This window comes from Streptomyces sp. NPDC001604, from assembly GCF_042893475.1.
Taxonomy (GTDB): domain Bacteria; phylum Actinomycetota; class Actinomycetes; order Streptomycetales; family Streptomycetaceae; genus Streptomyces.
On sequence record NZ_JBIAUY010000006.1, the window covers coordinates 122,151 to 146,367 of the forward strand.

Annotated in this window: 25 protein-coding genes; 14 read left to right on the top strand and 11 right to left on the bottom strand. The window is 70.1% G+C overall.

Translation table 11 applies throughout. The annotated features are described in order from the left end of the window. Window positions 1–45 precede the first annotated feature (45 nt). Window positions 46–447 (bottom strand): hypothetical protein, encoded by a 402-nt coding sequence (locus tag ACFY1E_RS18925; RefSeq protein WP_389077197.1) that lies wholly within the window; start codon window positions 445–447, stop codon window positions 46–48. Window positions 448–530: 83 nt separating this feature from the next. On the opposite strand from ACFY1E_RS18925, the gene ACFY1E_RS18930 reads away from it, so the two are divergent. Both ACFY1E_RS18930 and ACFY1E_RS18935 read left to right on the top strand, forming a co-directional pair. Then, entirely contained in the window at window positions 531–1,304 is a 774-nt protein-coding gene (locus ACFY1E_RS18930; protein ID WP_389077200.1) for an MBL fold metallo-hydrolase, read from the top strand. Further along, on the top strand, window positions 1,301–1,921 hold the full coding sequence (locus tag ACFY1E_RS18935; protein WP_389077202.1) for a DedA family protein: 621 nt from the start codon (window positions 1,301–1,303) through the stop codon (window positions 1,919–1,921). Before ACFY1E_RS18930 ends, ACFY1E_RS18935 begins: the two co-directional genes overlap by 4 nt. An 81-nt stretch (window positions 1,922–2,002) precedes the next feature. Here ACFY1E_RS18935 and ACFY1E_RS18940 read toward each other — a convergent pair whose 3' ends face one another. The 4 genes from ACFY1E_RS18940 to ACFY1E_RS18955 all read right to left on the bottom strand — a co-directional run bounded on the left by ACFY1E_RS18940 (window position 2,003) and on the right by ACFY1E_RS18955 (window position 6,037). Further along, entirely contained in the window at window positions 2,003–3,076 is a 1,074-nt protein-coding gene (locus ACFY1E_RS18940) for an MBL fold metallo-hydrolase (protein ID WP_389077205.1), read from the bottom strand. Further along, a complete protein-coding gene (locus ACFY1E_RS18945; RefSeq protein ID WP_389077207.1) occupies window positions 3,073–4,320 on the bottom strand; it encodes an aminotransferase class I/II-fold pyridoxal phosphate-dependent enzyme in 1,248 nt (415 codons plus the stop codon). The genes ACFY1E_RS18940 and ACFY1E_RS18945 overlap by 4 nt, the downstream gene beginning before the upstream one ends. A 105-nt stretch (window positions 4,321–4,425) precedes the next feature. Further along, entirely contained in the window at window positions 4,426–5,139 is a 714-nt protein-coding gene (locus ACFY1E_RS18950) for a hypothetical protein (RefSeq protein ID WP_389077209.1), read from the bottom strand. Between the two features lie 178 nt (window positions 5,140–5,317). Further along, the gene (locus ACFY1E_RS18955; protein ID WP_389077210.1) at window positions 5,318–6,037 is read right to left on the bottom strand and encodes an ANTAR domain-containing response regulator; all 720 of its coding nucleotides are present in this window, start codon (window positions 6,035–6,037) and stop codon (window positions 5,318–5,320) included. Window positions 6,038–6,125: 88 nt separating this feature from the next. Here ACFY1E_RS18955 and ACFY1E_RS18960 point away from each other — a divergent pair, with 88 nt between their 5' ends. Further along, window positions 6,126–7,241: a GAF domain-containing protein gene (locus ACFY1E_RS18960; RefSeq protein WP_389077213.1), complete on the top strand. Its 1,116-nt coding sequence runs from the start codon at window positions 6,126–6,128 to the stop codon at window positions 7,239–7,241. Here the strand turns inward: ACFY1E_RS18960 and ACFY1E_RS18965 are convergent. Then, on the bottom strand, window positions 7,222–8,016 hold the full coding sequence (locus ACFY1E_RS18965) for an RNA polymerase sigma factor SigF (RefSeq protein ID WP_389077215.1): 795 nt from the start codon (window positions 8,014–8,016) through the stop codon (window positions 7,222–7,224). The two genes, ACFY1E_RS18960 and ACFY1E_RS18965, sit on opposite strands and share 20 nt — an antisense overlap. Before the next feature lie 256 nt (window positions 8,017–8,272). On the opposite strand from ACFY1E_RS18965, the gene ACFY1E_RS18970 reads away from it, so the two are divergent. Continuing rightward, on the top strand, window positions 8,273–10,066 hold the full coding sequence (locus tag ACFY1E_RS18970; RefSeq protein ID WP_389077217.1) for a thiamine pyrophosphate-requiring protein: 1,794 nt from the start codon (window positions 8,273–8,275) through the stop codon (window positions 10,064–10,066). An 873-nt stretch (window positions 10,067–10,939) separates the two neighbouring features. Here ACFY1E_RS18970 and ACFY1E_RS18975 read toward each other — a convergent pair. Next, a complete protein-coding gene (locus ACFY1E_RS18975) occupies window positions 10,940–11,605 on the bottom strand; it encodes a TetR/AcrR family transcriptional regulator (protein WP_389077219.1) in 666 nt (221 codons plus the stop codon). Between the two features lie 82 nt (window positions 11,606–11,687). On the opposite strand from ACFY1E_RS18975, the gene ACFY1E_RS18980 reads away from it, so the two are divergent. The 6 genes from ACFY1E_RS18980 (at window position 11,688) to ACFY1E_RS19005 (ending at window position 16,962) form a co-directional block, all read left to right on the top strand. Continuing rightward, entirely contained in the window at window positions 11,688–12,521 is an 834-nt protein-coding gene (locus ACFY1E_RS18980) for an alpha/beta fold hydrolase (RefSeq protein ID WP_389077222.1), read from the top strand. Between the two features lie 19 nt (window positions 12,522–12,540). Continuing rightward, a complete protein-coding gene (locus tag ACFY1E_RS18985) occupies window positions 12,541–13,446 on the top strand; it encodes an alpha/beta fold hydrolase (RefSeq protein WP_389077224.1) in 906 nt (301 codons plus the stop codon). Then, window positions 13,443–15,023, top strand: a complete 1,581-nt coding sequence (locus tag ACFY1E_RS18990; RefSeq protein WP_389077226.1) for an FAD-dependent oxidoreductase — start codon at window positions 13,443–13,445, stop codon at window positions 15,021–15,023. Before ACFY1E_RS18985 ends, ACFY1E_RS18990 begins: the two co-directional genes overlap by 4 nt. Further along, on the top strand, window positions 15,020–15,427 hold the full coding sequence (locus ACFY1E_RS18995; RefSeq protein WP_389077229.1) for an amidohydrolase family protein: 408 nt from the start codon (window positions 15,020–15,022) through the stop codon (window positions 15,425–15,427). Before ACFY1E_RS18990 ends, ACFY1E_RS18995 begins: the two co-directional genes overlap by 4 nt. A gap of 123 nt (window positions 15,428–15,550) precedes the next feature. Further along, window positions 15,551–16,183 (top strand): TetR/AcrR family transcriptional regulator C-terminal domain-containing protein, encoded by a 633-nt coding sequence (locus ACFY1E_RS19000; RefSeq protein ID WP_389077232.1) that lies wholly within the window; start codon window positions 15,551–15,553, stop codon window positions 16,181–16,183. Window positions 16,184–16,731: 548 nt separating this feature from the next. Further along, window positions 16,732–16,962 (top strand): hypothetical protein, encoded by a 231-nt coding sequence (locus ACFY1E_RS19005; RefSeq protein ID WP_389077234.1) that lies wholly within the window; start codon window positions 16,732–16,734, stop codon window positions 16,960–16,962. Between the two features lie 120 nt (window positions 16,963–17,082). Here ACFY1E_RS19005 and ACFY1E_RS19010 read toward each other — a convergent pair whose 3' ends face one another. Next, window positions 17,083–18,099 (bottom strand): alpha/beta hydrolase, encoded by a 1,017-nt coding sequence (locus tag ACFY1E_RS19010; protein ID WP_351924632.1) that lies wholly within the window; start codon window positions 18,097–18,099, stop codon window positions 17,083–17,085. A gap of 55 nt (window positions 18,100–18,154) precedes the next feature. Here ACFY1E_RS19010 and ACFY1E_RS19015 point away from each other — a divergent pair, with 55 nt between their 5' ends. Then, the gene (locus ACFY1E_RS19015) at window positions 18,155–18,382 is read left to right on the top strand and encodes a hypothetical protein (protein ID WP_389077236.1); all 228 of its coding nucleotides are present in this window, start codon (window positions 18,155–18,157) and stop codon (window positions 18,380–18,382) included. On the opposite strand, the gene ACFY1E_RS19020 is transcribed toward ACFY1E_RS19015, so the two are convergent. The 3 genes from ACFY1E_RS19020 to ACFY1E_RS19030 form a co-directional block, all read right to left on the bottom strand. After that, window positions 18,348–18,530, bottom strand: coding sequence for a response regulator transcription factor (locus tag ACFY1E_RS19020; RefSeq protein ID WP_389077812.1), 183 nt, complete (start codon window positions 18,528–18,530; stop codon window positions 18,348–18,350). The genes ACFY1E_RS19015 and ACFY1E_RS19020 overlap by 35 nt on opposite strands. Window positions 18,531–18,920: 390 nt before the next feature. Continuing rightward, complete coding sequence (locus ACFY1E_RS19025) at window positions 18,921–20,099, bottom strand: DUF3500 domain-containing protein (protein WP_389077238.1); 1,179 nt, start codon at window positions 20,097–20,099, stop codon at window positions 18,921–18,923. Then, window positions 20,089–21,192: a zinc-binding dehydrogenase gene (locus tag ACFY1E_RS19030; protein ID WP_389077241.1), complete on the bottom strand. Its 1,104-nt coding sequence runs from the start codon at window positions 21,190–21,192 to the stop codon at window positions 20,089–20,091. The genes ACFY1E_RS19025 and ACFY1E_RS19030 overlap by 11 nt, the downstream gene beginning before the upstream one ends. A gap of 219 nt (window positions 21,193–21,411) precedes the next feature. Between ACFY1E_RS19030 and ACFY1E_RS19035 the strand changes: the two genes are divergently transcribed. The 3 genes from ACFY1E_RS19035 to ACFY1E_RS19045 are packed head-to-tail and all read left to right on the top strand — an operon-like array spanning window position 21,412 to window position 24,117. Next, window positions 21,412–22,197, top strand: coding sequence for an SDR family oxidoreductase (locus ACFY1E_RS19035; protein ID WP_389077243.1), 786 nt, complete (start codon window positions 21,412–21,414; stop codon window positions 22,195–22,197). A 34-nt stretch (window positions 22,198–22,231) separates the two neighbouring features. Then, window positions 22,232–23,167: a dihydrodipicolinate synthase family protein gene (locus ACFY1E_RS19040; protein WP_389077246.1), complete on the top strand. Its 936-nt coding sequence runs from the start codon at window positions 22,232–22,234 to the stop codon at window positions 23,165–23,167. A 44-nt stretch (window positions 23,168–23,211) separates the two neighbouring features. Further along, on the top strand, window positions 23,212–24,117 hold the full coding sequence (locus ACFY1E_RS19045) for a LysR family transcriptional regulator (RefSeq protein WP_351924642.1): 906 nt from the start codon (window positions 23,212–23,214) through the stop codon (window positions 24,115–24,117). The last annotated feature ends 100 nt before the right edge of the window (window positions 24,118–24,217 follow it).

Here is a 24,217-nt window from a genome sequence, read left to right on the forward strand (position 1 = left end):
CTGTCACACGGGGCGGACAATGCGGTCCGTCACCGGGAGCGGGGCTCAGCGCCCGTCGTATCCCGCCGTCGGCATCGACAGCCGCCGGTGCACCCGGGCCTTCATCTGGGCGTCGTAGCAGGGCTCCTCGAAGCCGACCGTCTCCACCCGCACCCCGCGCCGGGCGCACTCCGCGGTGAACTCGTCGACGGACGACAGCGCGCTCTCCAGCACCCGGCGGCTGGGCGCCACGAACAGGTCGATCCCCGGCCGGACGCCGTCCCACAGCACACAGTGGTCGGCCCGCAGCCCCCGCACCAGCAGCTCCCGGCTGACGATGTAGCCCCGCTCGGCGGCCCAGCGTGCGCACATCGCGTGCTGGCTGCGCGAGTCCACCAGGAAGGGATCGTCGTCCAGCTCCTGCAGCGGCGTCAGACTCGCGATCGCCGTGACCCGCACCGGTCTCATGGCGTCCCCCTCACCTCCGGGTTTCGGCGCCGACCCTACTCCTGCCCGTAGGCTTCGGGGAGTCGCGCGAAGGAGGCAAAGAGGTGCCGGTGGAGATCACCTGGTGGGGTCACGCGACCTGTACGGTCGCGGACTCGGGCGTACGGCTGCTCACGGACCCTCTCTTCGCGCGCCGTCTCGCCCATCTCCGCCGCCGTCGCGGGGCGCTGCCGCCGCCCGGCGCCTGGCGCGCGGACGTGGCGCTGGTGTCGCATCTGCACGCCGACCACCTGCACGTTCCGTCGCTGGAACGGCTCGTCGAGGGCACCCGCCTGCTGGTGCCCCGGGGCGCGCCCCGGGCCGTGCCGGGCCTGCGCCGGCTCAGCCACCTCACGGTGAGCGAGGTGGCACCCGGGGACCGGGTGACGGTCGGTGACGTGGTCGTACGCGCGGTTCCCGCATGGCACGACGGCCGGCGGCTGCCGCTCGGGCCGCATCGCTCGCCTGCTCTGGGCTATGTGATCGAGGGCGAGGTGCGGACGTACTTCGCCGGGGACACGGGGCTGTTCGACGCGATGGAGCAGGAGGTCGGGCCGGTCGACGTGGCCCTGCTGCCGGTGGGCGGCTGGGGGCCCTACCTCGGCACCGGGCATCTGGATGCGGGGCGGGCGGCCCAGGCGCTGGCCCGGCTGGCGCCGCGCAGTGCGGTGCCGGTGCACTACGGCACGTACTGGCCGATCGGGATGGACGCCGTGCGCCCCCATGAATTCCACGCGCCCGGCGACGAGTTCGTGCGCCTCGCGGCGGAGCACGCGCCGGAGGTCGCGGTGCACCGGCTCGGGCACGGGGAGAGTGTGCGCCTGGAGGTCGCACGGTGACGTGGCTTGCCGCCACGACGGCGATCGTGCCTCCGGAGTCGACGCAGCGGGCGATCGGCTATCCCTCGCTGTTTCTGCTGGTGCTGTTCGGGGCGCTGGTGCCGGTGATTCCCACGGGGGCGCTGGTGAGTTCGGCGGCCGTGGTTGCCTTTCATCAGACGGCGCCGTTCGCGTTGGCGCTGGTGTTCGTGACGGCGTCACTGGCGGCGTTTCTCGGGGATGCGGCGCTGTACTGGCTGGGGCGGCGCGGGATGCGGTCGAAGAACGGGTCGCGGTGGCTGAAGGCGATTCGGGCGCGGGCGCCGGAGGAGCGGCTTGCGCAGGCGCAGTCGAAGCTGGCGGAGCACGGGGTTGCGGTGCTGGTGCTTTCCCGGCTGGTGCCGGCCGGGCGGATTCCGGTGATGCTGGCTTGTCTTATGGCCGAGTGGCCGTTGCGTCGGTTTGCCCGGGGGAATCTGCCGGCGTGTCTGGCCTGGGCCGTCACGTATCAGGTGATCGGGATTCTGGGTGGGTCGCTGTTCAAGGAGCCTTGGGAAGGTGTGGTGGCGGCGGTCGCGCTGACCGTGGTGATCAGCGCGGCGCCGAGTGTTTGGAAGCGGGTTCGGTCTGCCAGGTAAGGGTGCGTTGCGGGGTGCGGGTTCGTTGTGGTCGGTCGCGCTCACGCGGCGGAGCCGCATATCGATACAGCCCCGCGGCCCCTAAGAAAGCTGCAGTACCCGCGAGGCTCCAATCGGGAGGTCCCACAGGTCATCCCGATCCAAGCCCGCCTTCTCCCAGGCCGTTCGCACCCGCGTGAGCGGCTCGAGTACCGGTTCCGCCGACAGTACGAACGTGCCCCAGTGCATCGGGGCCATCCTCTGTGCTCCCAGGTCCTGGGCCGCCCGTACCGCCTCCTCCGGGTCGCAGTGGACGTCGCTGAGCCACCAGCGGGGGTCGTAGGCGCCGATGGGGAGGAGGGCGAGGTCGATGCCCGGGTAGCGCTCGCCGATCCGGGAGAACCAGTGGCCGTATCCCGTGTCGCCCGCGAAGTAGACGCGTTGGCCGTCGGGGTCCGTCAGCACCCAGCCGCCCCACAGGGAGTGGCAGGCGTCGGTGAGGGTGCGCTTGGACCAGTGGTGGGCGGGGACGAAGTCGAAGCGTACGCCGCCGAGTTCGGCCGCCTCCCACCAGTCCAGTTCGGTGACGTTGGTGAAGCGGCGGCGGTGGAACCAGCGGGCGAGGCCTGCGGGGACGAACACCGGGGTGGTCCGCGGGAGTCGGCGCAGGGTGGGCGCGTCCAGGTGATCGTAGTGGTTGTGGCTGATGACGACCGCATCGACGGGCGGCAGGGACTCCCAGGGGATTCCGACCGGGGTGATGCGGGCGGGCGTGCCGAGGATGCGGCGGGACCACACGGGGTCGGTCAGGACGGTCAGGCCGCCGATCCGGACGATCCAACTGGCGTGTCCCGCCCAGGAGACGGCGACGGTACGGGCGTCGACGCGGGGCAGCGGGGCGGGTTCGAAGGGGAGCCGGGGGATGTCGGCCAGGCCCTCGCGCCCGGGGCGGATGGAGCCCTCGCGGGCGAAGCGGGCCATGGCTTTCAGGCCGGGCAGCGGGGCGGTCAGGCGGTCGTGGAAGGTGCGCGGCCACACCCGGCGCTCGCCCGGCGAGCGGGGTTCGGCGAGCGGCGGAAGGGCGGGGGCCGATCCTGGCCCTGACGCCGTCCCGTCGGCTTCCCGGGTGGTCGTGCTCGTGCTCGTGGTGGTGGTCGACTCGGACTGTTGCGTCATCGAGGAGGCTCCCATCGCTGAGCGTCGTCGCGGAGATCGTCGAAGACCGACTTCACATGGCTCAACGCGCGTTGCACATGTGGCAGTTCCAACGGCGTGGGTGATGTGAGACATTCCGCGCGTTCCTCGTCCGTGCGGCCCAGCAGCGGGCCGGTGGAGAGGCGGACGCGCAGGGCGCCGAGTTCGTCGCCGAAGCGGTGGCCGCCCGGTGCGGGCATGCCGAGCCGGGCGGCGAGGAAGTCCTCCAGTTCCTGTGCGTCGCCGACGCCGTGCTCGGAGAGCGCGGAGCGCAGCGGGCCGAGGTCGGCGTAGAGGTGGCGGCCGGCCTGCGGGGGGCGGGACAGGGTGCCCGCCGCGACGACCGCCGCGTGCACGGCGGCGGCCACGCGCGCGTGCAGGCGCACGGCGGCCGCCATGCGCGCGGTGACGGGCTCCGGCTCCCCGAGTGCGTAGGCGGCCGGGGCGGCGAGGGGGCCGGCGATGCGGGCGCCGAGCGCGGTGAGCACGTCGAGCACGCGCGCGTGGAGGTCGGCGCCCGTGTCGCCCGCCGGGAATCGGGCGACCGCGGCCGGCCAGCCGGGCGGCAGCAGTGCGCCCGCCAGGTCGGTGACGACGGTGACCTGGTCGGGCAGCATCTCGGCGGGGCTGAGGAGCACGGTGTCGTGCGGTGCGTGCAGGGTGTCGCGCCAGGTCTCGTCGCTGACCAGGTGCAGTCCCTCCCCGGCGGCGGCCTCCACGCACTCGTGCAGGACCTCGGGCGGGGCGACCGTGGCGGTGGGGTCGTCGGCGACCGACAGCACCAGCAGCCGCGGGTCACCGCCCTCGGCGCGCACCCTGCGCACGGTCTCCAGGAGGGCGTACGGATCCGGGACGCCACCGCATTCGGCCGGCGTCGCCACATGGAACACGGGTCTGCCCAACAGGCGTGCGTACGGTGCCCACCAGGCGGCACAGGGCCTCGGCACCAGGACGTCACCGCCGAGCGCGGCGGTCAGTGCGAGCAGCAGGGCGGGGGCGCCGGGGCCGGCGGCCACGCGGTCGGCTGCGGCGGACAGTCCGCGCCGCTCCCAGTATCCGCACGCGGCCTCGATCAGCTCGGCTCCGCCGCCGATCGGCTCACCGTCGGCCCGGGCGGCGGCCGCGGCGAGCACGGCGGTGAGCTCGGGCGGCACGGGCAGCCCGTCCTCGGGAAGCGGCGGGCCGTAGCGGACGGGGCCGTGGCCTTCCGGGTCCGTCCGCCGCATGCGTACCTCCGCAGTCCCTGTGCCGTGTCCGTCGCCGTGCTACGAGTACCCAGAGTGCCGCTGCTGCATCCGAGTGCGCACGGGTTTCGCCGGTCGCCCGGCGGGTCAGCGGTCCCAGACGGAGTCCTTCGGCCACAACCGGTAGGTGGCGGCACCCAGTGCGCAGGCGATCAGGAGGCCGCCTGCGACGAGAGCGGGCACGGAGTCGGAGAAGGTGCCGCCCGCACCGGCCTCCACCCCGTGCTGCATGTCGTGCTCGCGTCCGTTCTGCATGCCCGCGCCGGCGCAGGAGTCGGAGTCCGGCTCGGTGCAGGGCCGGCCTTGGTCATGGCCGCCGCCGTCCCCGGCATCGCCGCCGCCGACGGCACCTGCGCCGAGATCGGAGCCCTCACCGCCGCCGTTGTCTCCCCGTCCGCCACCGCCACCGCCGCCGTCGTCACCACGCCCGCCGCCGCCGTTGTCGCCGGTCGGACCACCGTCGCTCCCGCTCTCACCGGGCCCGGCCCCATCACTGCCGTCGCCGCGGTTCACGTGGGAAGCGGCGCTCCAGGTCCTGCCCTTGGCGCCGGGCGACGTCACGCAGGTGCCGTCGGCTCTCGCGGGGTTCCCGCTCCTGGCATGGGCCTGTGAGACGGCGTCGACGGTGGCGGGCGGCGGTCCGCCGGTGGCTTCGCAGGCGATCGAGACGGTGACGCTGCCGCCCGGGGAGACGCTGCTCGGGCCGCCCTCTGCGGCCGAGTCCGCGTAGGCGGCCGAGGCGAAGCCGAGGGTGGCACCGGCCAGGGCTGCGACGGACAGGACACGGGCGGTGCGAGGCATGGGGAAGGCTCCTTCGACGGGTGACTTCTCAGGAGCACGGAGTCGTGCCCCATAGCCCATCACAGCCCGCCCGGCGGCCAGGCGCGCGCGGCCGAGCCCCATTCGCGCTACAAGGACGGCCGAGCGGGTGACACGGCCCTCCGCGTCGCCCAGGGGCCAGGGGCCCGGTGCAGGGCACTCAGTTCAGCAGCGCCGTCAGATCCCCCTCGAGCCCCCGCCCGCGCCGCTCGACCACCGCCGCCGCCACGTCGGTCAGCTTGCGGTTGCTGCCCTGTGAGAGGCGGCGCAGCACCCCGAACGCGGCGTCGGCGTCGCAGCCCAGCACATGCATCACGATGCCGCAGGCCTGGTCGACGACGGGGCGGGAGCGCAGGGCGGTGCCGAGCTGGTCGAGCTCGGTGAGCGCGGCGCGGTAGGAGCGGTCGCGGACCAGGCAGGTCATGGCGAAGTCGCCGAGCGCCCGGGCGGGCCCGTGCGGGGCGTCCGCCAGGGCGCCGGGCCGGAAGCTGTAGAGGCTGAGCGTCACCGCCAGACCGGAGCGCCGGAAGGGCAGGGTCACGCTGGAGCGCACCCCGGAGTCGAGCGCGAGGGCGCGGTACTCGGGCCAGCGGTCCTCGTGCAGCAGGTCGGAGCAGCGGGCGGGCTCCCCGCGTTCCAGGGCGGTCGGGATGGGCCCGTCCCCGGAGCGCAGCTGCACGGCGACGAGCGGGGCGAGGTCGGGATGGGTGACGGCCGCGGGACGCTCGCTGCCGCCCTCGGCCACCATTCCGCTCGCTCCACAGCACTCGACGGTACAGCGGGCGGCCTCCTCGACCAGTTCCGACAGCCGCCGTCCGGGCAGAGCGGGTTCGGTCGCCTCCGTTCCCCAACTACGGGTGTGAGGCCCGGTGTCCGGCATGGTTGCACTCCTCCTCTCCCCGCCCGCCTTCCCCTTCACCCGGTCCGAAAACGATGGTCTTGAACGGGAGTCGCGCTACTTTCGTCGCATGACGCAGACGGACGAGTTCGGTGAAGACCTTGCGGATTTTGTGCGCCGCGTCGCGGAGTTGAAGTCGGCACGGTCCATGTCGGGCGGGGATCTGCCCACGGTCCTGGACGCGGCGATCTTCGAACTCGACCATGTGGTCGGCCAGTTGTGGCCCCGGTACGAGCAGCTCTCGGAAGCAGGGCCGGTCCGCACCCGCGCCTCGGCGGACCGTCAGGAGCAGCAGCTGCTGCGCACCGTTTTCCAGCGCCTCCCGCTGCCGGTCGCGCTGGTCGACAAGGAGACGGTGGTGCGTCGGCTGAACGGCGCGGCGACCGCCTTCACCGGTGTGCGGTCCGGTTATGCCACGGGCCGCCCGCTGACCGGTTTCCTGGCCCACGCCGACCGGGCCGCGTTCCGTTCGCAGGCCGCGGCGGTGGCCCGCGGCGAGGGCGACCGCAGTCTCACCGTCCGCCTCCAGCAGCAGCCGTCCGTCCCGGTGCACGCCACGCTGGCGGCCGTACGCCCGAGCGGTGAACCCCGCACGACGGTCCTGGTGGTCCTGCAGCCCGGCGGACCCGGGGCCCCCGCCGCACCGGCGGAACCGCCCGTGCGGCAGCTGCCGGATCTCGCCGAGACGACTCGGCACGCGGCCGTGATGGACCTCCTGGACGCGATGACCACGGCCCTGCTCACCACGGACCGGCAGGGCGCCCTGGAGGCCGCGGCGCGGGTCCTGCACGGCAGGTTCGCCGACTGGGTGATCGCCGACGCGGAGGCGGGCGGCCTGGCACGGACGACCGTGCTGGCCCCGCCGGACGGGGACACGGCCGCGCTCGAGGGGCAGGATCCGGCCGACTGCCCCCTGGTCGTCGAGACGGCCAGGACCGGGTCCCCGGCCCTGCAGATCCGTCCTCCGGACCCGGAGGGGTTCGGCAGGACCGCGGCCGGCGCCCCCGTCCTCGTAGCAGCGAACGTCACGTCACTGCTGTGTGTGCCGCTGAAGGACGGGGACGCCGTGCGGGGCGTGCTCACGTTGTTCCGGTGCGGGCCCCGGCTGGCGTTCTCGATGGCGGAGGCGCAGGCGATGGACCTGATGTCGCGCCATCTGGCACTGGCTATGCGGCCTCGTGCATGATCTGGTCCCGCATCCGGGTGCAGCAGCGGCTGATCAGCCGTGACACATGCATCTGGGAGATGCCGAGCTGTTCGGCGATCCGGCTCTGCGTCATGTCGCCGAAGAACCGCATGTACAGGATGGCCCGCTCCCGCTCGGGAAGCGCGGCCAGCCGCGGCTTGACGGACTCGCGGTCCACGACGGTGTCCAGCGCGGGGTCGGGCGAGCCGAGGGCGTCGCTCAGCGAGTAGCCGTCCTCGCTGCCGGGCAGTTCGGCGTCGAGCGAGAGCGCGGTGAAGCTCTCCAGCGCCTCCAGCCCGACCAGGACGTCCTCCTCGCTCATGTTGGCGTGCTCGGCGATCTCCGCGACCGTGGGCCTGCGGCCCGAGATGGTCTGGGAGAGGTCCTGGGTGGCGAACCGGACGCGGTTGCGCAGGTCCTGGACCCGGCGCGGTACGTGCAGGGTCCACATGTGGTCACGGAAGTGCCGTTTGATCTCGCCGGTGATGGTGGGCACGGCGTAGCTCTCGAAGGCGTTGCCGAGTTCGGGGTCGTACCGGTCGACGGCCTTGACCAGGCCGAGGGCGGCGACCTGCCGCAGGTCCTCGAAGCTCTCGCCGCGGCTGCGGAAGCGTCCCGCGAGGCGTTCGGCCATCGGCAGCCAGGCCTCCACGATCTGCTCGCGCAGCGTGTCGCGCTGCTGGCCCGGGGGGAGCTTGGCGAGCTTCCGGAAGGCGTCGGCGGTGTCGGGGGCGTCGTCGTGCGGGTGGTGCTTCGCGCTCACTTTGGTGGGCATGGTGCGTCGCAACTCCCTTGAAGGTGCTCTGGGGTGGACGGTCACCGTGGGAGTGCGGCCGCACGTTCGAGACAGGCGCGACCTGGGCGGCTCAGGGGCCGTTCCCACGGACGTGCCTCCTGTCCGAAGCACTGGAACTGCGCCTGCCCCGGGCCCCGGACCGCAAACACCCCCACATGTTTTCCGGAAGCCCACCGGGTGACTCGGCCCGCAGACGACAGCCGTCCGATCACGTCAAGGCCCGGGAGGTCGACATATGAGCACCAAGGTCTCCGACCACGTCCTGCAACGACTGCGCGAGTGGGGCGTGGACCATGTCTTCGGCTATCCGGGCGACGGCATCAACGGCCTGCTGGCCGCCTGGGGCCGGGCCGAGAACAAGCCTCGTTTCGTCCAGTCCCGGCACGAGGAGATGTCCGCGTTCGAGGCGGTCGGCTACGCCAAGTTCAGCGGCCGTCTCGGAGTGTGCGCGGCGACCTCGGGACCCGGTGCGATCCACCTGCTCAACGGCCTCTACGACGCCAAGCTCGACCATGTGCCGGTCCTTGCGATCGTCGGCCAGACGCACCGCACGGCGATGGGCGGCTCGTACCAGCAGGAGGTCGACCTGCACACCCTGTTCAAGGACGTCGCCTCGGACTTCGTGGAGACGGTGACGGTACCCGAGCAGCTCCCGAACGTCATCGACCGCGCCATCCGCACCGCGTACGCGCGCCGCGCCCCCACGGCGATCATCATTCCCGGCGACGTCCAGGAGCTGGACTACTCCGCGCCCACGCACGAGTTCAAGATGGTGCCCTCCAGCCTGGGCCGCAGCTCCTGGACGTCGGTGCCGTCCGAGGAGTCGATCCAGCAGGCGGCCGAGATCCTCAACTCCGGTGACAAGGTGGCGATCCTGGTCGGCCAGGGCGCGGCCGGGGCACGCCCCGAGGTCGAGCGCATCGCCCAACTGCTCAAGGCCGGCGTGGCCAAGGCACTGCTCGGCAAGGACGTCCTCAGTGACGAACTCCCTTACGTCACCGGCTCGATCGGGCTGCTGGGCACCCGGCCGTCGTACGAGCTGATGCGGGACTGCGACACCCTGCTGACCATCGGTTCCTCCTTCCCGTACACGCAGTTCATGCCGGAGTTCGGCAAGGCGCGCGGGGTGCAGATCGACATCGACCCGCACATGGTCGGGATGCGTTACCCGTACGAGGTGAATCTCGTCGGCGACGCGAAGGCGACCCTGCGGGCCCTGATCCCGCTGCTGAGTGAGGACCGCGGGAGCGAGTGGTACGACCAGGTGTGCGCGAACGTGACGCGCTGGCGTGAGGTGATGGGGCGGCGGGCGGAGCTGTCGGCCGATCCGATCAACCCGGAGTACGTCGCCCATGCGCTGGACCCGCTGCTGCCCGCCGACGCGATCGTCAGCTCCGACTCCGGCTCGGCGGCCAACTGGTACGCACGCCACCTGACGATGAAGCCGGGCATGCGCTCCTCGCTGTCCGGCACGCTCGCGACGATGGGCTGCGGGGTGCCGTACGCGATCGGTGCGAAGTTCGCGCACCCGGACCGGCCCGCGATCGCGCTCGTCGGGGACGGCGCGATGCAGATGAACGGCATGGCCGAGCTGATCACGGCGGCCAAGTACCGGGATCTGTGGGAGGACCCGCGGCTGGTCGTGGCCGTGTTCAACAACCACGACCTCAACCAGGTGACCTGGGAGATGCGGGCCATGGAGGGCGCTCCGTCCTTCCTGCCCTCGCAGGAGATCCCGGACGTGCAGTACGCCGCCTTCGCCCGTTCGCTGGGTCTGACCGGTATCCGCGTGGAGAAGCCGGAGGACGTCGAGGCGGGCTGGCGGGCCGGCCTGGAGGCGGACCGCCCCGCGGTGATCGAGTTCCTGACCGACCCGGCGGTCCCGCCGATCCCGCCGCACGCCACCTGGGAGCAGATGGAGGCCACGGCCGCCTCGATCCTGAAGGGCGACGCGGACCGCGGCTCCATGATCAAGCAGGGTCTGAAGGCGAAGGTGCAGGAGTTCCTGCCGGGGAAGGACAAGCAGTAGCCCCCTCGGTGTTGAACGGCGCTGAAGAGTTCAGTTGCGCACGAAACAGTTCAGTGGTCAGTTCAGTAGCGCGGTGAACTGTTCAGTGCCGAACTGCCGTACTTGACATCGTGGTGCGGCTGATACTCCCGGACGTCACGCCACGGGGGCTTGCGGAACACGCTGGGCACCCAGCGGCCATCGGCGCCATCGGCGCACCGTGCGGGCAGGAGCAGCGCTGGCCTTCTCGGCCGGCCGGGTCCCCTCCCGTGACGGTGACGGGGCCACGATGAGGGCTCACCGCTGTGCCTGAGCTCAAGGCGGATGGAGGCATTGGCCGGGGACGTCTGTCTGGTCCGTCGGGCGTGAGCAGCGGCAGCAGGACTTGGTCGATGAGGCGCCGCGTGGATCGGATCACGCAGGGATGAGGTGACGGCCCTTCGTGCGAGAATGCCGATCTCGGGAACACGTGTAACCGTCAGACGCACGCCGTCCCCTTATCTGTTGGAGGGGCCGGGTCAAGTCCGTCTGGGCATGGTGATGGGCAGTGTGGTGCGTGGCTGGCCCAGCCTTATCTCGGTGCGCAGACGGCTTGATGGTTGTCTGGCGACATGATGATGGATGGGGTCGGGCTCACGGGGTGCGGCCTCTCGGTCTTTTGAGGCCGTGGGGTGGCACGAGGCGGCCGGGCAGGGGACCTGCGAAAGCCGGCCACGGGCATCGTGGAAGTCGGGCGGGGTCGCGCACCGGGCGCCGGGGACGTCGGGCCGGGATGAGTGCCTGGTGGCCCAGTGCATGTGGCACGCTCCAGCCGCACTCCCGAGATGGACAAGATCGCGCCGACAGACGCCGCCACCGGGCACGACCTGACGCTCGACGCAGCTGTTGCCCTGGTCAGCCGCCATCACGGAAGTCCCCCAGCCCGCTGAGGATGGGATCCAACCCAAAGGGGAAGACCTCTTCGACAAGCACCGGCAACGCCTCCGCGATCGAGTGGACAGCGGGGAACCGTGCCGGATCCACGCCCCGGAGGGCAGCGACCGGCACCTCGTTGCGCCGCCCACCGGCGCCGTTCTCATGGTTGAGCTGTATCGCCAGGCCACATACGTGGCGAGCCAGCGTCACATACGCGCATGTGGCCAGTGAGGCCTCGAATCCCGCCTTGAGCAAAAACGCGACACAGCGCTCCCGCAGCGCCATCGCGTTGGGGCCGACGGGAATCTGCTCGGCCAGCTGCCTGGCAGCGTTCCCGTGCCGACCCAAGGCGCGGAACATGGCGTGTGCCACCACTGTCAGAGACCACTGCCAACTCGCCGACGCCAGTTCTCGATCGTCCAGTTCGACGAGGCCGAACATGTGGTCCACGACCTGCGCCACGAGCTCTGCCCGGTTGCCGAAATGCCGGTACAGCGTCGCCGTACCCGAGCCCAGGCGCTCGGCCAGGGCCCTCATCGACAGCGCCTCCGCTCCCTCCTCGTCGACGATCTGCAGCGCCATGGCGACGATCCGGTCCGGTGGGACCGCCGGACGACCGGCAGGGCGGCGCACGAACTGATCCATCTCCTCGCTCAAGACCACCGTGGCCGTAACACGCGGGGGCTTCCACTTGACACGAAACTATATCGGTAACAGTGTAGCCATTATGAGTACCTGGTCTGAGCCCCAGCCCGATTCCCGGTTCGTCGAGGTGGACGGCCTGCGGATCCACTACAAGCGTGCTGGGCACGGCCCGGCACTCGTGCTGCTGCACGGCAGTGCCTCATCGCTGCAGCACTTCGACCGCGCGACGGATCTGCTGTCGGATTCGTTCGATGTCATCCGTCCCGACCTGCCGGCGTTCGGACTGACTGGCCCGCGCAAGGACCGCGACTACCGCGTTCCGGCATACGCCGCGACGGTGGCGGGCTTCCTGGAGGCGCTGGGCGTGCCGCGCTACGCGTTGGCCGGCAATTCCCTGGGCGGCAATATCGCCTGGAACGTCGCGCTGGATCATCCGGAGCGGCTGACGGGCCTGGTTCTGGTCAATGCCACCGGCTACCCGGAGAAGACGGTGCCCGCGGGGATGCGCCTGACCCGCAACCCGCTGGTGCGGCCCCTGCTGAGGCGGGTGATGCCTCGCGGGGCCATCGAGCGCAGCCTGCGCGAGAGCGTCGGGCCGTATTCGCAGATCGTGGACGACGCCATGGTGGACCGCGCCTATCAGCTCATGAGCCGCCCCGGCAACCGCTCGGCCTTCGTCGACTTCTGCAACACCGACCAGCCGGACCGCAGCGCGCAGATCCCCCGCATCACGGTGCCCACGCTGGTGCTGCGCAGCGCGAGCATCGACGGCCAGCACTTCGCCCGCGACATCCCCGGCGCCCAGGAGCTCGTCCACCCCGACGGCGGACATCTGCTGCCGGAGGAGGAACCGGAGTGGGTCGCGGACGCGATCGCGAAGTTCCTCGGCTCCTGCGTCGACACCCCCGCGAACTGAGGGCAAGGAGGCCCGTTCCATGAAGTACTTCGTCGCCTCGGGCGAGGACCGCAAGCTCACCGCCGACTCGCGCAAGGCGCTGCGCGGCAGTTTCATCGAGCTGTCCGACGGCGTCACCCACTACGAGTTGACGGGGCCCGAGGACGGGGAAGTGGTCCTGATGGCGGGCGCTCTGACCATCCCGCTGTTCTACTGGGACGGCCTCGTCGGCGAGCTGCACGCCCGCGGGCTGCGCACGCTGACCTGCAGCGCCTACGGCCGCGGCTACTCCGACCGGGTACAGGCGCGATACGACGAGACGCTGTTCACGCGACAGCTGGCCGAGCTGACGGACCGGCTCGGCCTGACGGCGCGGCCCCTGCACCTGGTCGGCACCTCCATGGGCGCGCTGGTCAGCATGACGTACGCAGCCCAGTACCGCTCTTCGGTGTCCACTCTCACCATCGTCGGACCGGCCGGTCTCGCGAAACCGCACTTGACCTCCCCCCACCGGCTGCTGCGCAGTGATCTGCTGGCCGGACTGGTCGCCGGCCGCCGTGGCCTTCAGCTGCTCCAGGGGCACCTCGGCCACAACGTCCGCGACCCCGAACTCGGCACGAAACTGACCGAGATGGTCCTCGACTGCCTCCGCTTCGAGGGCTCGATGTACGCGGCCTTCGACACCCTGCAGCACCTTCCTCTCACCGGCCGTGAGGACCTCTTCCGGCGGACGGGGGCACTGGGCATTCCGACGCTGCTGCTGTGGGGCGACGAGGACCACGTCACGCCGCTGGCGCAGTTCGACACGGCGCGCGCTCTGCTGAAGCCCCAGAAACATCACGTCATTAACAAATGCGGGCACATGGCCCCCTTCGAACGGCCTCTTGACGTCGCCGATCAGCTCGTCCCGTTCGTGTCCGCACGCACCGAAAGGCTCGACTCATGAACCGTCCGCAGGTCATCGATGTACTGATCGTCGGTGCCGGCCCCTCGGGCTCCGCCTTGGCGATCGACCTCGTACGCCGCGGACTCGACGTCCGGATCGTCGACAGGTCCCCCCATGCTTTCGACGGCTCGCGTGCCAAGGGCATCCAGCCCCGCAGCCTCGAAGTCCTCGAAGACCTCGGCGCTCTCGACGACGTACTGGCCGGCGGCGACATCTATCCCAAGCTCGGGCTCCATGCAGGACCCATCGGTGTGCCGTGGAAGATGTTCCCCCACAAGGAGGCGACCCCGGACGTCCCGTACCCGAACACCTGGCTGATCCCGCAGTTCCGCACGGACCGCGCCCTGCACGCCCGGCTCGGTGAGCTCGGCCGCGAGGTCGAGTTCGGCAAGGAACTGACGGAGCTGACGCAGGACGAGGACACGGTGGTCGCCAAGGTGGTGGGCGCGGACGGGGTCGAGGAGATCGTCGCCTGCTATGCCGTGGGGGCCGATGGCGGCTCCAGTGCGGTGCGCAAGCAGCTCGACATCGGTTTCGTGGGGACGACGGACGAGGCCGACCGTGTGCTGATCGTGGATGCCTCCGTCAGTGGCCTGGCCCGTAACCGGTGGCACATGTGGCCCGGCCTCGGCGGCAAGCTCATCGGCGCCTGCCCGCTGCCCCACAGCGACATGTTCCAGTGGATGATCCGGCTCACGCCCGACGAGAGGCCGCCCCAGGAGATCGGCGCCATCATCGACCGGATCCACTCCCACACACGCAACCGGCACATCCAACTGCACGAGATCCACTGGACGTCCGTGTTCCGGCCCAACATCCGTCTCGCGGAGCACTACGGCCGCGGACGTGTCTTCCTCGTCGGCGACGCGGCGCACGTCCACACCCCGGCCGGTGCCCAGGGCCTGAACACCGGTATGCAGGACGGCTACAACCTGGGCTGGAAGCTCGCCCAGGTCCTCGCCGGAGCCGACCCGGCCCTCCTTGCCACCTACGAGGCCGAGCGGCAGCCGATCGCCGCCGGGGTCCTGGGTCTGTCCACGGAGAAGTGGGGCGGCATCGCCAAGCTGGACCCCTCCAGCATGAAGCGCGGCAAGGACGAGCAGCAGCTCTCCCTGACCTACTACGGCGGCCCGCTCGCCCCCGCCGACGGCATGCGCACCGAGACCCTGCGCGTGGGCGACCGCGCCCCGGACGCCCGACTGCTCGGCGCCGACGGCGCCGAGACCCGCCTGTTCAACCTCTTCCAGGGACCGCACTTCACCGCCATCGCCTACGGCCCCGGCGCCGCCCGGGACCTCGAACTCCTCGACTGGCCGCCGACGGGCGCCCAGCTCAAGCGGCTCACGATCGGATCGACCGCGGGCTTCTCCGACCCCCAGAACACGCTGCGCAGTGCCTACGGCCTGACCGGCGACACGCTGCTGCTGATCCGTCCCGACGGCTACATCGGACACATCGCCACCCGGGACTTCCTCACGACCACGCAAGCCGCCGTGCAGGCGATGACGCCCGAGGCAAGGAGCCGCACCATGTCCCAGCCGAGCCACACCTCCCCCGGTTCGGGGGCCACTGAATGAGCCGCATACTGCTGCGCGGGGCGCAGGTCATCACGATGACGCCGGACCGGCCGGACTCCGAGCACACCGATGTCCTCGTCAACGGCGACCGCATTGCCTGGGCCACGGTCGATGGGGCCAAGGCACTGGGCCTGACCGACCGGGTGGGCCGTATCGAGGCGGGCATGCAGGCCGACCTGGTCGCCGTCGACGCCCGCGCACTCAACCTGTGGCCGGCACACGACCCCGTCGCCACGGCTCTGCACGCCGACATCGCCAACATCGAGGCCGTGATGGTGGCGGGCACCTGGCGCAAACGCGATCACGCGCTGCTCGCATCCGGCCTCGACAAGGTCAAGGACCAGCTACGTGAGTCCGGAGAACGGCTGCTGCACAGCATCGGGCCCGCGGGCTCTCCCGGCTGACACAGCGCAACGACCCCAGATGAACCGCGCCGACGGGCACGGCACCGCGTCCTCGTCGGCGCGACGGCCACGCGCCCCCCAGAGCCGCACGCCGCGGCCTCGTTCCCACAGCAAGAAGGTGCCGTGAGCAGCCCCATCCCGACTACCGCGGGGATGCCCCGCGACGCTCTGCACCAGGAGCAGATCGTCCAGGCGGCCATCGCCCTTCTGGACGAGGGCGGCATCGAGAGTCTGACCATGCGAAGACTCGGCAGCCGTCTCGGTATCACCGCGGCAGCCCTCTACTGGCACGTCAAGAGCCGACACGATGTGCTCCTGATGGCTGCTGACACCGTCTGGGGGCAGACACCTCTCTCCGCTCTCGACGGTCTCGAATGGCGTCCGGCCCTCCTGGCCATGGCGGACAACCTGCGTTCGATGCTCCTCAGGCACCCCTGGCTGCTGGCCACCATGACCGTCCAGCCTCTCGACGGCCCTGCCAGGGACCACCATGACGAGCACCTGCTGGCGGTCTGCCAGGCGTCCGGCCTCACCAGACGGGATGCCGAGCAGGCCGCCCAGAGCGTCGTCACGTTCGCGATCGGCGCCGCCCTCGCAGCCACTCCTCGCCCGCATGTGTCCTTCGGCCTGCAGTCACTTCTCGACGGCGTCGAAGCCAGGCTTGCCGCCCGCACCCGAGTCGACACAGCAGACGAGGCAGACGCTCAGCTCGACCGCCGTCCTCTGAACCACCTGGATCCACCGCGTGGATTCTGATCTTCGGTATCGGAGCGCGTCTCACCTGCGCAAGGACGGACTAATGAACCGGTCCGACTTCGACGTCGACGTGATCGGCCGACCCGGAACCTCGCGTCGGCGTCCTGGACGGCGAGGCAACGCGGACGCTGCAAAGGCTGGAGTGTACGAGCGCGCAATCGTTGACATGCTCCCAGGCACCGGCGCGCAGTGGATGTCGCCGCGTGGCAAGGTGGTGGTCACAACCCTTCCGGCCGAGAAGCCTCAGTGTCATCCGTCGGCACCTGCGCTCGGCGCTTGCAGAGTGCGGAGCGACGGACGTACGCCTCAACCACGCTGTCACGTTCCTTGATGCACGCGGCGAACTCGGACATGCGCGAGCAAGTATCGTCTTGGGGTGTGACGGCGCCAACAGCGAGGTACGCAAGCTCATTGGGGCCACGTTGGTCGGATCCGACTTCACCGACACATGGCTGTCGACGAGCACCTGCACGGCATCCGGGACCCAGCTGAAGTCATGGCCGCCTCTTTTCGGATCGCCGCCCCAGCTGGCCAGGGCCCATCCGGAAGTGACCCGGATCCTGAACCGTCGTGGCCTGCAGCACATCCATTCTGAGATCGGACTCGCCCCCCGCGCCCTGCGGGACGTGGAGGAAGGCGTTGCGTCCGGCCGCTTCGACGTGCCCGATCCACTCGTCGCCCTCTCGGCGCTCGGTGAAGGCCAGCTGGCCCTCTGGGAACTGAAGTCCGCACGCCCCGATGTCAGCGCCGACGAAGCGCGGCTGACATGGCGGAAATGATCCTGTGCATGCTCGGTCTCCCCCGCGAGGAAGCACGCGAAGTCGCCCGGCGCCCCATTCCCGCTCTCGACTGATCGAGCCGGCCTGGCCGTCGAGGCCGGTTCGGCATGTCCGGGGCGGTCAGGGCTTTGCCAGGGCAGTTCGCAGAGCGTCGAGGGCGGCAGCGCGGAAAGCGGTCATCGAAGGTGCTTTGCCGTCGAGCAAGGCATCAGCACCGTGGTACATGCCTGATTCGACCCGCAGCTCGCAGGCGACGCCGGCCTCGCTCAGGCGTCGGGCGTAGTCGACGTCTTCGTCGTGGAACAGGTCGATGTCGCCCACGCCGATCCACGCGGGCGGCAGCCCGTCGAGGTTCTTGCGCCTCGCAGCCGCAGCATAGGGGCGATCGTCGAGGTCCTGTGGCGGGCGGCCGAGGTAGGAGGTCCAGGCGAAGCGGTTGGAGTCCGGGGTCCACGTATAGATGGCACTGTCGGGAGGGTCGACGCGTAGAGCCGTGCGGTCGTCGAGCATGGGGTAGATGAGGAGTTGGAACCGGACCGGCACTCCTGCATCGTGGGCGCGCTGGACTACGGCGGCGGCGAGCCCGCCTCCGGCGCTTTCGCCGCCGACGGCGATGCGGGCGGGATCGATGCCGAGGGCGGCGGCGTTGGCGTGAAGCCAGCTAAGCGCACCGAAGCAATCGTCCAAAGCTGCGGGGTACGGATTTTCGGGTGCGAGGCGGTAGTCGACGCTGACGACCAGAGCGCCCAGTTCGTCGGCAACGCGGCTGCACCAGGTGTTTTCCTGCCGAGCGGCACCCATGACGGTTCCTCCGCCGTGGATCCAAAGCAGCGCTGAGCGCGGTGCTTGGCCTTCTGCCTGGTAGGTGAGCACCTCGACGGGGAGGTCGCCGGTCGTGGCCGGCAGCGTGCGCTGCTCGATGCGGACGCCTGGCCTGGAGGCGGCTCCCGCCAAGGGCACGAGGCGGCGAGCGATGGCCAGAGTGACCGGGTTGCCGAAGTTCAGCGGGAGGAAGAGCACTGGGTGCCGCAGCTCGCGAGGGACTGCCGCCAGGGCGCGGCGACGTGTGCTGATCGCCGCAGCAACGCCGAGGGTTGCTGCGGCGCCCAGTTCGGCGAGGACTCGTCGGAGCGTCATGTACTGCGCACCTTTCGTTCGGGTGGTCACGGTTCTCGGGTTCCAGGGTGGCGCCTTGACGGTCGGCCGCGGTTTCCAGTCCGGGCAGTGGTTGCCGGCAGATCTCGTGGGCCTCGTCTCTGGTAAGGCCGAACATCGGCAGCAGATCCTCGATGACCTGGTCGGCCGCTTCGGCGTCGTCGCGTTCGGGGTTGTCGTGCAGGAGTTGGCCGCGGCAGAGCGCCGCGTCCGCGAGGCCATGTCCCTGTTCACGCCAGCCAGGGCCAGTCCGTTCCCGCTCTGACGAGCCCTACTTCGGAGGCGAAAGCCACCGCCTGGTCGCGGGTCCCGGCACCGATCCTGGCGAGGATGCTGCTGACGTGTGACTTGACCGTGGTTTCGGCCGGATGCAGGTCCTCGGCGATCTCTCCGTTGCTCCGACCCGACGCGATACGGGCGGGAACCTCACGCTCGCGTCCGGCGAGGTGGTGGAGCGGCCGCTGCCGTCCCGATCCTGGTCTGGGACGGAACGTTTCAGACGGTGAGCGAAGGTGTCGAGGAGTCTGTGGGTCACACTCGGCGCGATGACGGCGTCACCTCTGGCCACTGCGTGGTCTGCGGCGATCAGAACGTTGTCGGGCTGTGGTGCAGAGGCCATACGGACCCTCTCGGAGCCGGTGTCGGCCTCGCCGACGACGGTCAGTCCAGGTTGTCGTTCGAGGATTACGCGCGCGGCAAGACGTGGCAGGGGCTCTTCGTCGACGATCAGCAGGGTCATCATGGTGCTGGTTCTTTCGTGGGGGCCAGCGGTACGGGCGTCTACGGCGCTGCCCGGGTAGGCCCTACTCGTGTGCGATGTGTGCGCGGTGTTCGGCGAGCACGTCCAGTCCGAAGTCGGAGGTCAGGTCACGCCACACCGAGTGGGCGTGGTTGGCGTACCGCTGGGTGTTGTCGTACTCGATGAGGACGCGAGGGTCCTGCACCCGGTAGTAGTGCGGTTCCCCGGCGTCCGTGCTGCCCGCCCAGCCGAAATGCACCGCGTCGAGGACGATGTCAGAGGCGTAGTGGGTGTCGTAGGCGTCTGCGAGGAACTCGGGTGCCCGTCCGGTGTAAAGGCTGACGAGCCGGCGCAACAGGTGCCGCTGCTCCTTGTTCAGGTCGCGACCGCCGATGCCTTTGGGGGGAATCGTGATGGCCACGCGCGCGTGATCGTTCTCGGTGTATCCGCTGCCCGCTTCCGCCCGGCGGTCGATGTCGTCGACAAGCCGGTCCAGCTCAGGGTCGGCGAACCGACCCCGCCACAGGTCCTGCATGTGCATCATCGTGTCGCCGTGTTCGACGCGTGGGCGGTTGCCGGAGACGATGTCCGAGACTGCGGACGGGTGGAGCAGGGCGCTTTGGAGTTGGCCCGTGTCCAGACTGCGGACCAGTTGACGGGCCGTCTCCTCAGGGCCTTCCAAGGGCCGCAGGGTGCCTCCGATGAGCTCGGTCGTGGCCGGGTCGGCACCGATGAAGCAGGGGGTCGTGGAGACGAGCCGGCCGGCGACGACGAGGTTGTTCAGGGAGATGTGGTGGCCGCCGAACCGCCATGCCCAGACACGGTCGCCGGGGCGGCCGAAGATCCTCAGCCAGTAGAGGCCCGGGTCCCGTCCGCGCTGCCGGCCCCAGTGGACCCGCCACCCTTCCAGCTGGTCCAGGACGTTCTCCAGTCCCATCACGGTGGTGACCGTGGCGTAGCCCGGAATGGACAGTCCGGTGGCCACCAACTGCATGGCCAGGCTCTGTTGGCGAGCGTTCTGGTCTCGGACGGCGAGCCCGCCGTGTTCGGTGGGAGTGTAGAACCAGCGCAGGCGCTCGGCCTCCGCATCCGGGTGGAGCGGGGAGTCGTAGGCGGCGAGCGGAAGTTGGTCCTCGCTCAGGCTGTTCAGCCAGGCGGTGGCAGCATCGGCCATGGCGGCCGCTGCCTTCTCCCGCCCGGCTGCCAGGGCGTCGGGCACGGTGCCCTCCCGGTCACCGGTCACCGGCGGACTCCGGGGCCTCGGAGATGTCAAGCATGACCTTGATGGCGTTGCCCCGGCGCTCGGCGTAGGTGTCGAACGCCTCGGCTACGTCGGGCAGCCCGAAATGGTGGGTGACCAGTTCCGCGGTGCGCAGCCGACCCCGGGCGGCCAGGCCGACGGCGCGGGCCAGCGAACCGGTGCCCTCGCCGCGGACCGTCTGGATCGAGATGCCGTTCATCACGGCGTGGTTGAGGTCGGCCCGTACGGGCTCTTCGAAGAAGCCGACGAGGACGACCTTCCCGGACCGCTTGGCCATGCGCAGCGCGTCGTCCACCGCACTCGGGGCGCCGGAGCACTCCAGGACGATGTCGGCGCCGATCCCGTCGGTCGCCTCCCGAACCGCCGCTACGGCGTCCTCCTCCCGGGAGTTTACGATCAGGTCCGCGCCGAAGGACTTGCCGATGGCGAGCCTGGCTTCCCGCGTGCCGGCCAGGGCTACGGTCCTGGCCCCGAGTTCACGTGCGACCTGTACCGCGAGCAGCCCTATCGGTCCGGGGCCGATCACCGCGACCGTGGATCCGACGAGCAGGGTGTCGAGCACGTCGAAGGCGTGCATCACGGTGCCCACGGTGGTGAGGACGACCGCGGCGTCGAAGTCCACGGTGTCCGGCAACCGGTGGAGGGTCGCCACGTGATTGAGCGCGTACTCCGCGAAGCCCCCGTTGACGGTCATCCCCTGCACCCGGTGCCCGGTGTGCCGCAGGCCGTAGTTGAGGCAGTCCGTGTAGGCCCCGGCCAGGCAGTTCGCGCAGCGCATGCAGCCGCGGTGGGCTTCCGTCACCACCCGGTCGCCGACCCGGAACTCGTCCACGGCGCGGCCCACCGCGGCGACGACGCCGGCGTACTCGTGGCCGGGTACGAACTCGCCCGCGGCCGGGCCGCCGTCCTTGAAGAAGTGGCGACTGCGGATCTTCAGGTCCGTTCCGCACAGGGACGCCCTGCGGACGTGTACCAGAACGTCTTCCGGTCCCACCTGCGGCACGGGCAGCGTCGCGACGGCAAGGGTGCCGGGCTCACCCAGCACCGCGGCCTGCATGGTTTCCGGCAAGGACATAGGGGCCTCCAGTTACGGCCATGAACATGCGTCGGAAATCGAACCGAAACGGCCCTGTTCCCCACCTCATCTTGCATGCCGGCAACGCCTATTCCCTATTCGCGGCGCATAGGCATCCCTTATGCATGTCGCGAGAGATTCCTATTGGAGACCCATCACGACCTCGTGGCAGTGTCATTTGAAAACGACGAACGGGGCCACCGCCCAAGGAGCGAAGCTGTGGATCTGGGAATTTCGGGCAAGACCGCGCTCGTACTGGGCGGGGGTGGGGGTCTCGGCGGCGCGATCGCCCAGGCCCTCGCCGCTGAAGGCGCCGCTGTCGCCGTCGCGGACATCAGCCCACAGGCCGCAGAGAGCACCGCCGAGGCGGTGGCCGACGCGGGCGGGAAAGCCGTGCCCCTGGAATGGGATCTCGCGGACCTGGGCGCGATCGACCAGCACATCGCGGCAGTCGAAGGGGCGCTCGGTCCCGTGGACATCCTGGTCAACAACACGGGAGGGCCGCCGCCCTCGCCGGTTGCGGGGCAGGACCCTGAACTCTGGCAGAAGCACTTCCAGTCCATGGTGCTGTCCGTCATCGCGATCACGGACAGGGTCGCGCCGCTGATGCGGAGCCGCGGCTGGGGCAGGATCATCACCAGTGCCAGCTCGGGGGTGATCGCCCCTATCCCCAACCTGGGGCTGTCGAACGCCTTGCGGGGCAGCCTGCTCGGCTGGTCCAAGACGCTGGCCCGGGAAGTCGCGGCCGAGGGTGTCACCTGCAACGTGGTCGTTCCGGGACGGATCGGCACCCAGCGGACCAAGTTCCTCGACCAGGCCAAGGCCGATCGGGAGGGCAAGTCCGTCGCGGAGACGTCCGCCGAGAGCGTCGCGTCGATCCCTGTGGGCCGCTACGGCGAACCGCGGGAATACGCAGCCGCCGTCACCTTCCTCGCAAGCGTCCAGGCCTCTTACATCACAGGCTCGGTCATCCGAGTCGACGGCGGACTCATCACCAGCCTCTGAAAAAGACATCGGACTTCTGAGGAGGCAGAAAAAAATGGCACCCCTGGACCGCAACACCAATGGTGTTTTCGCCATCGCACCAACGCCCTTCGACGAGGAAGGCGCAATCGATTTCGACTCACTCAGCCGACTCGTCGACTTCTACGCAGACGCCGGCGTCACCGGACTGACCCTCCTGGGCCAGATGGGCGAAGCACCCAAGCTGTCCCGCGAGGAAAGCGTGCGCATCGTCCAGCACGTCCTCAAGCGCACCGATCTGCCGATCATCGTGGGCGTCTCCGCACCCGGCTACGCCGCCATGCGGGCTCTCACGGTCGACGTCATGTCAGCCGGTGCCGGCGGCGTCATGATCGCCCCGCCGAACACGCTGCGCACCGACGACCAGATCGTGAGCTACTACGAGGGAGCGGCGGGCGCCATCGGCGCGGACGTGCCGTTCGTGATCCAGGACTATCCGCTGTCGTTCTCCGTCGTCATGTCCCCTGCCGTCATCGCCCGCATCGCGAACGCCGCGCCCGGCTGCGTGATGCTCAAGCACGAGGACTGGCCGGGCTTGGAGAAGATCAGCGCACTCCGGCAACTCGAAGCCGATGGAGCGATGCCCCGCCTGTCGATCCTGTGCGGAAACGGCGGCCTCTTCCTGGACTTCGAGACCGAACGCGGAGCCGACGGAGCGATGACGGGCTACTGCGTTCCCGAGCTCCTCGTCGACGTGGTGCGCCACACCGCCGCCGGCGATCGTGACGCCGCCCATGACGTCTTCGACACCCACCTACCCCTGCTGCGCTACGAACAGCAGCCGGGCATCGGCCTGGCCGTACGCAAGTACGTCATGAAGCGCCGCGGAATCCTGGCCTCCGACACCCAGCGCAAGCCCGGGGCCGCGCTGTCGGCGCGTGCCCGCACCGAGGTCGACTACTTGCTGTCCCGGCTCACCCGCAAGGACAGCAGGGTCGCACTCAGGGCATGACGCACACGCGAGCTGCATGCCATGCGGCCGAGTAACTTGATCACATGCAGCTACGTCAGCTGGAGTACTTCCTCGCGGTCTGGGAGGCCGGCTCCTTCAGCAGAGCGGCTGCGCGGCTCTATGTCACGCAGCCTTCGCTGTCCCAGCAGATCGGGGCCCTGGAGAAGGAGCTGGGCGCGGTCCTGCTGGAGCGCGGCCGGCAAGGGGTGACGCTGACTCCCGCGGGCCGTGTCTTTCTGCCCCGAGCACAGAACGTCGTCCGTGCGGTTCAGGACGCGCAGGACTCGGTGCGCGAGGTGGTGGAGGGCCGTCAGGGCGACGTCCACGTCCTGACCGTACGGTCCGTCGCCTCGGGGATCCTGCCGCCGTCCGCGGCGCGCTGGCACTCGACGTACCCCTCCACCGTGCTGAGACTGCACGACTACTCCCACCGCCGGGACCTCGAAGAGGCCATGCGCAGTGGCCAGGGCGACATCGCGGTCGGTCCACGGCCCGAACCGTGGGAGGGACCCGTCATCTCCCTGGGATATGAGGAGATGGTGGTGACCGGCTCGGCCGAATACCCGGCGGGAACAGCAGCTGATCCGGCCGAACTGGCCGCTGCCGACTGGGTGCTCTACGAGCAGGAACAGGGCATGAGCGAAGTGGTGGACCGCCTGGCAGGGCACCTCGGGTTCACACCGCGCGCCGTCGCACGCACGGGCCAGGTCTCCGCAGCGCTCCTGTTCGCGGTCGAGGGGATCGGTGTGACCGTGACCCCGGAGAACGCGGTGCCGCTGCGCTGGTCGAGGCACGCCCGGCGGATCGGGCCCGGCTATTTCCGGGAGCTGGTGGTGTTCAGCAGGAAGCTCCCCTCCCAACTGGCCGAGCGGTACCGGGACATGCTCACCACTGTGGAGTTGCCGCTGACCGCGGAGCGGGATCTACCAGAAGGAGCACTACGCTTCTAAGCTTGACTCTGTCGGGGATCTTGGAGTTTCCCGGTGCGGCAGCAAGATCGACGGGCAGTACTGCCCCTACGGTACGAACTGGCACCGGGGGTGAAGCTTC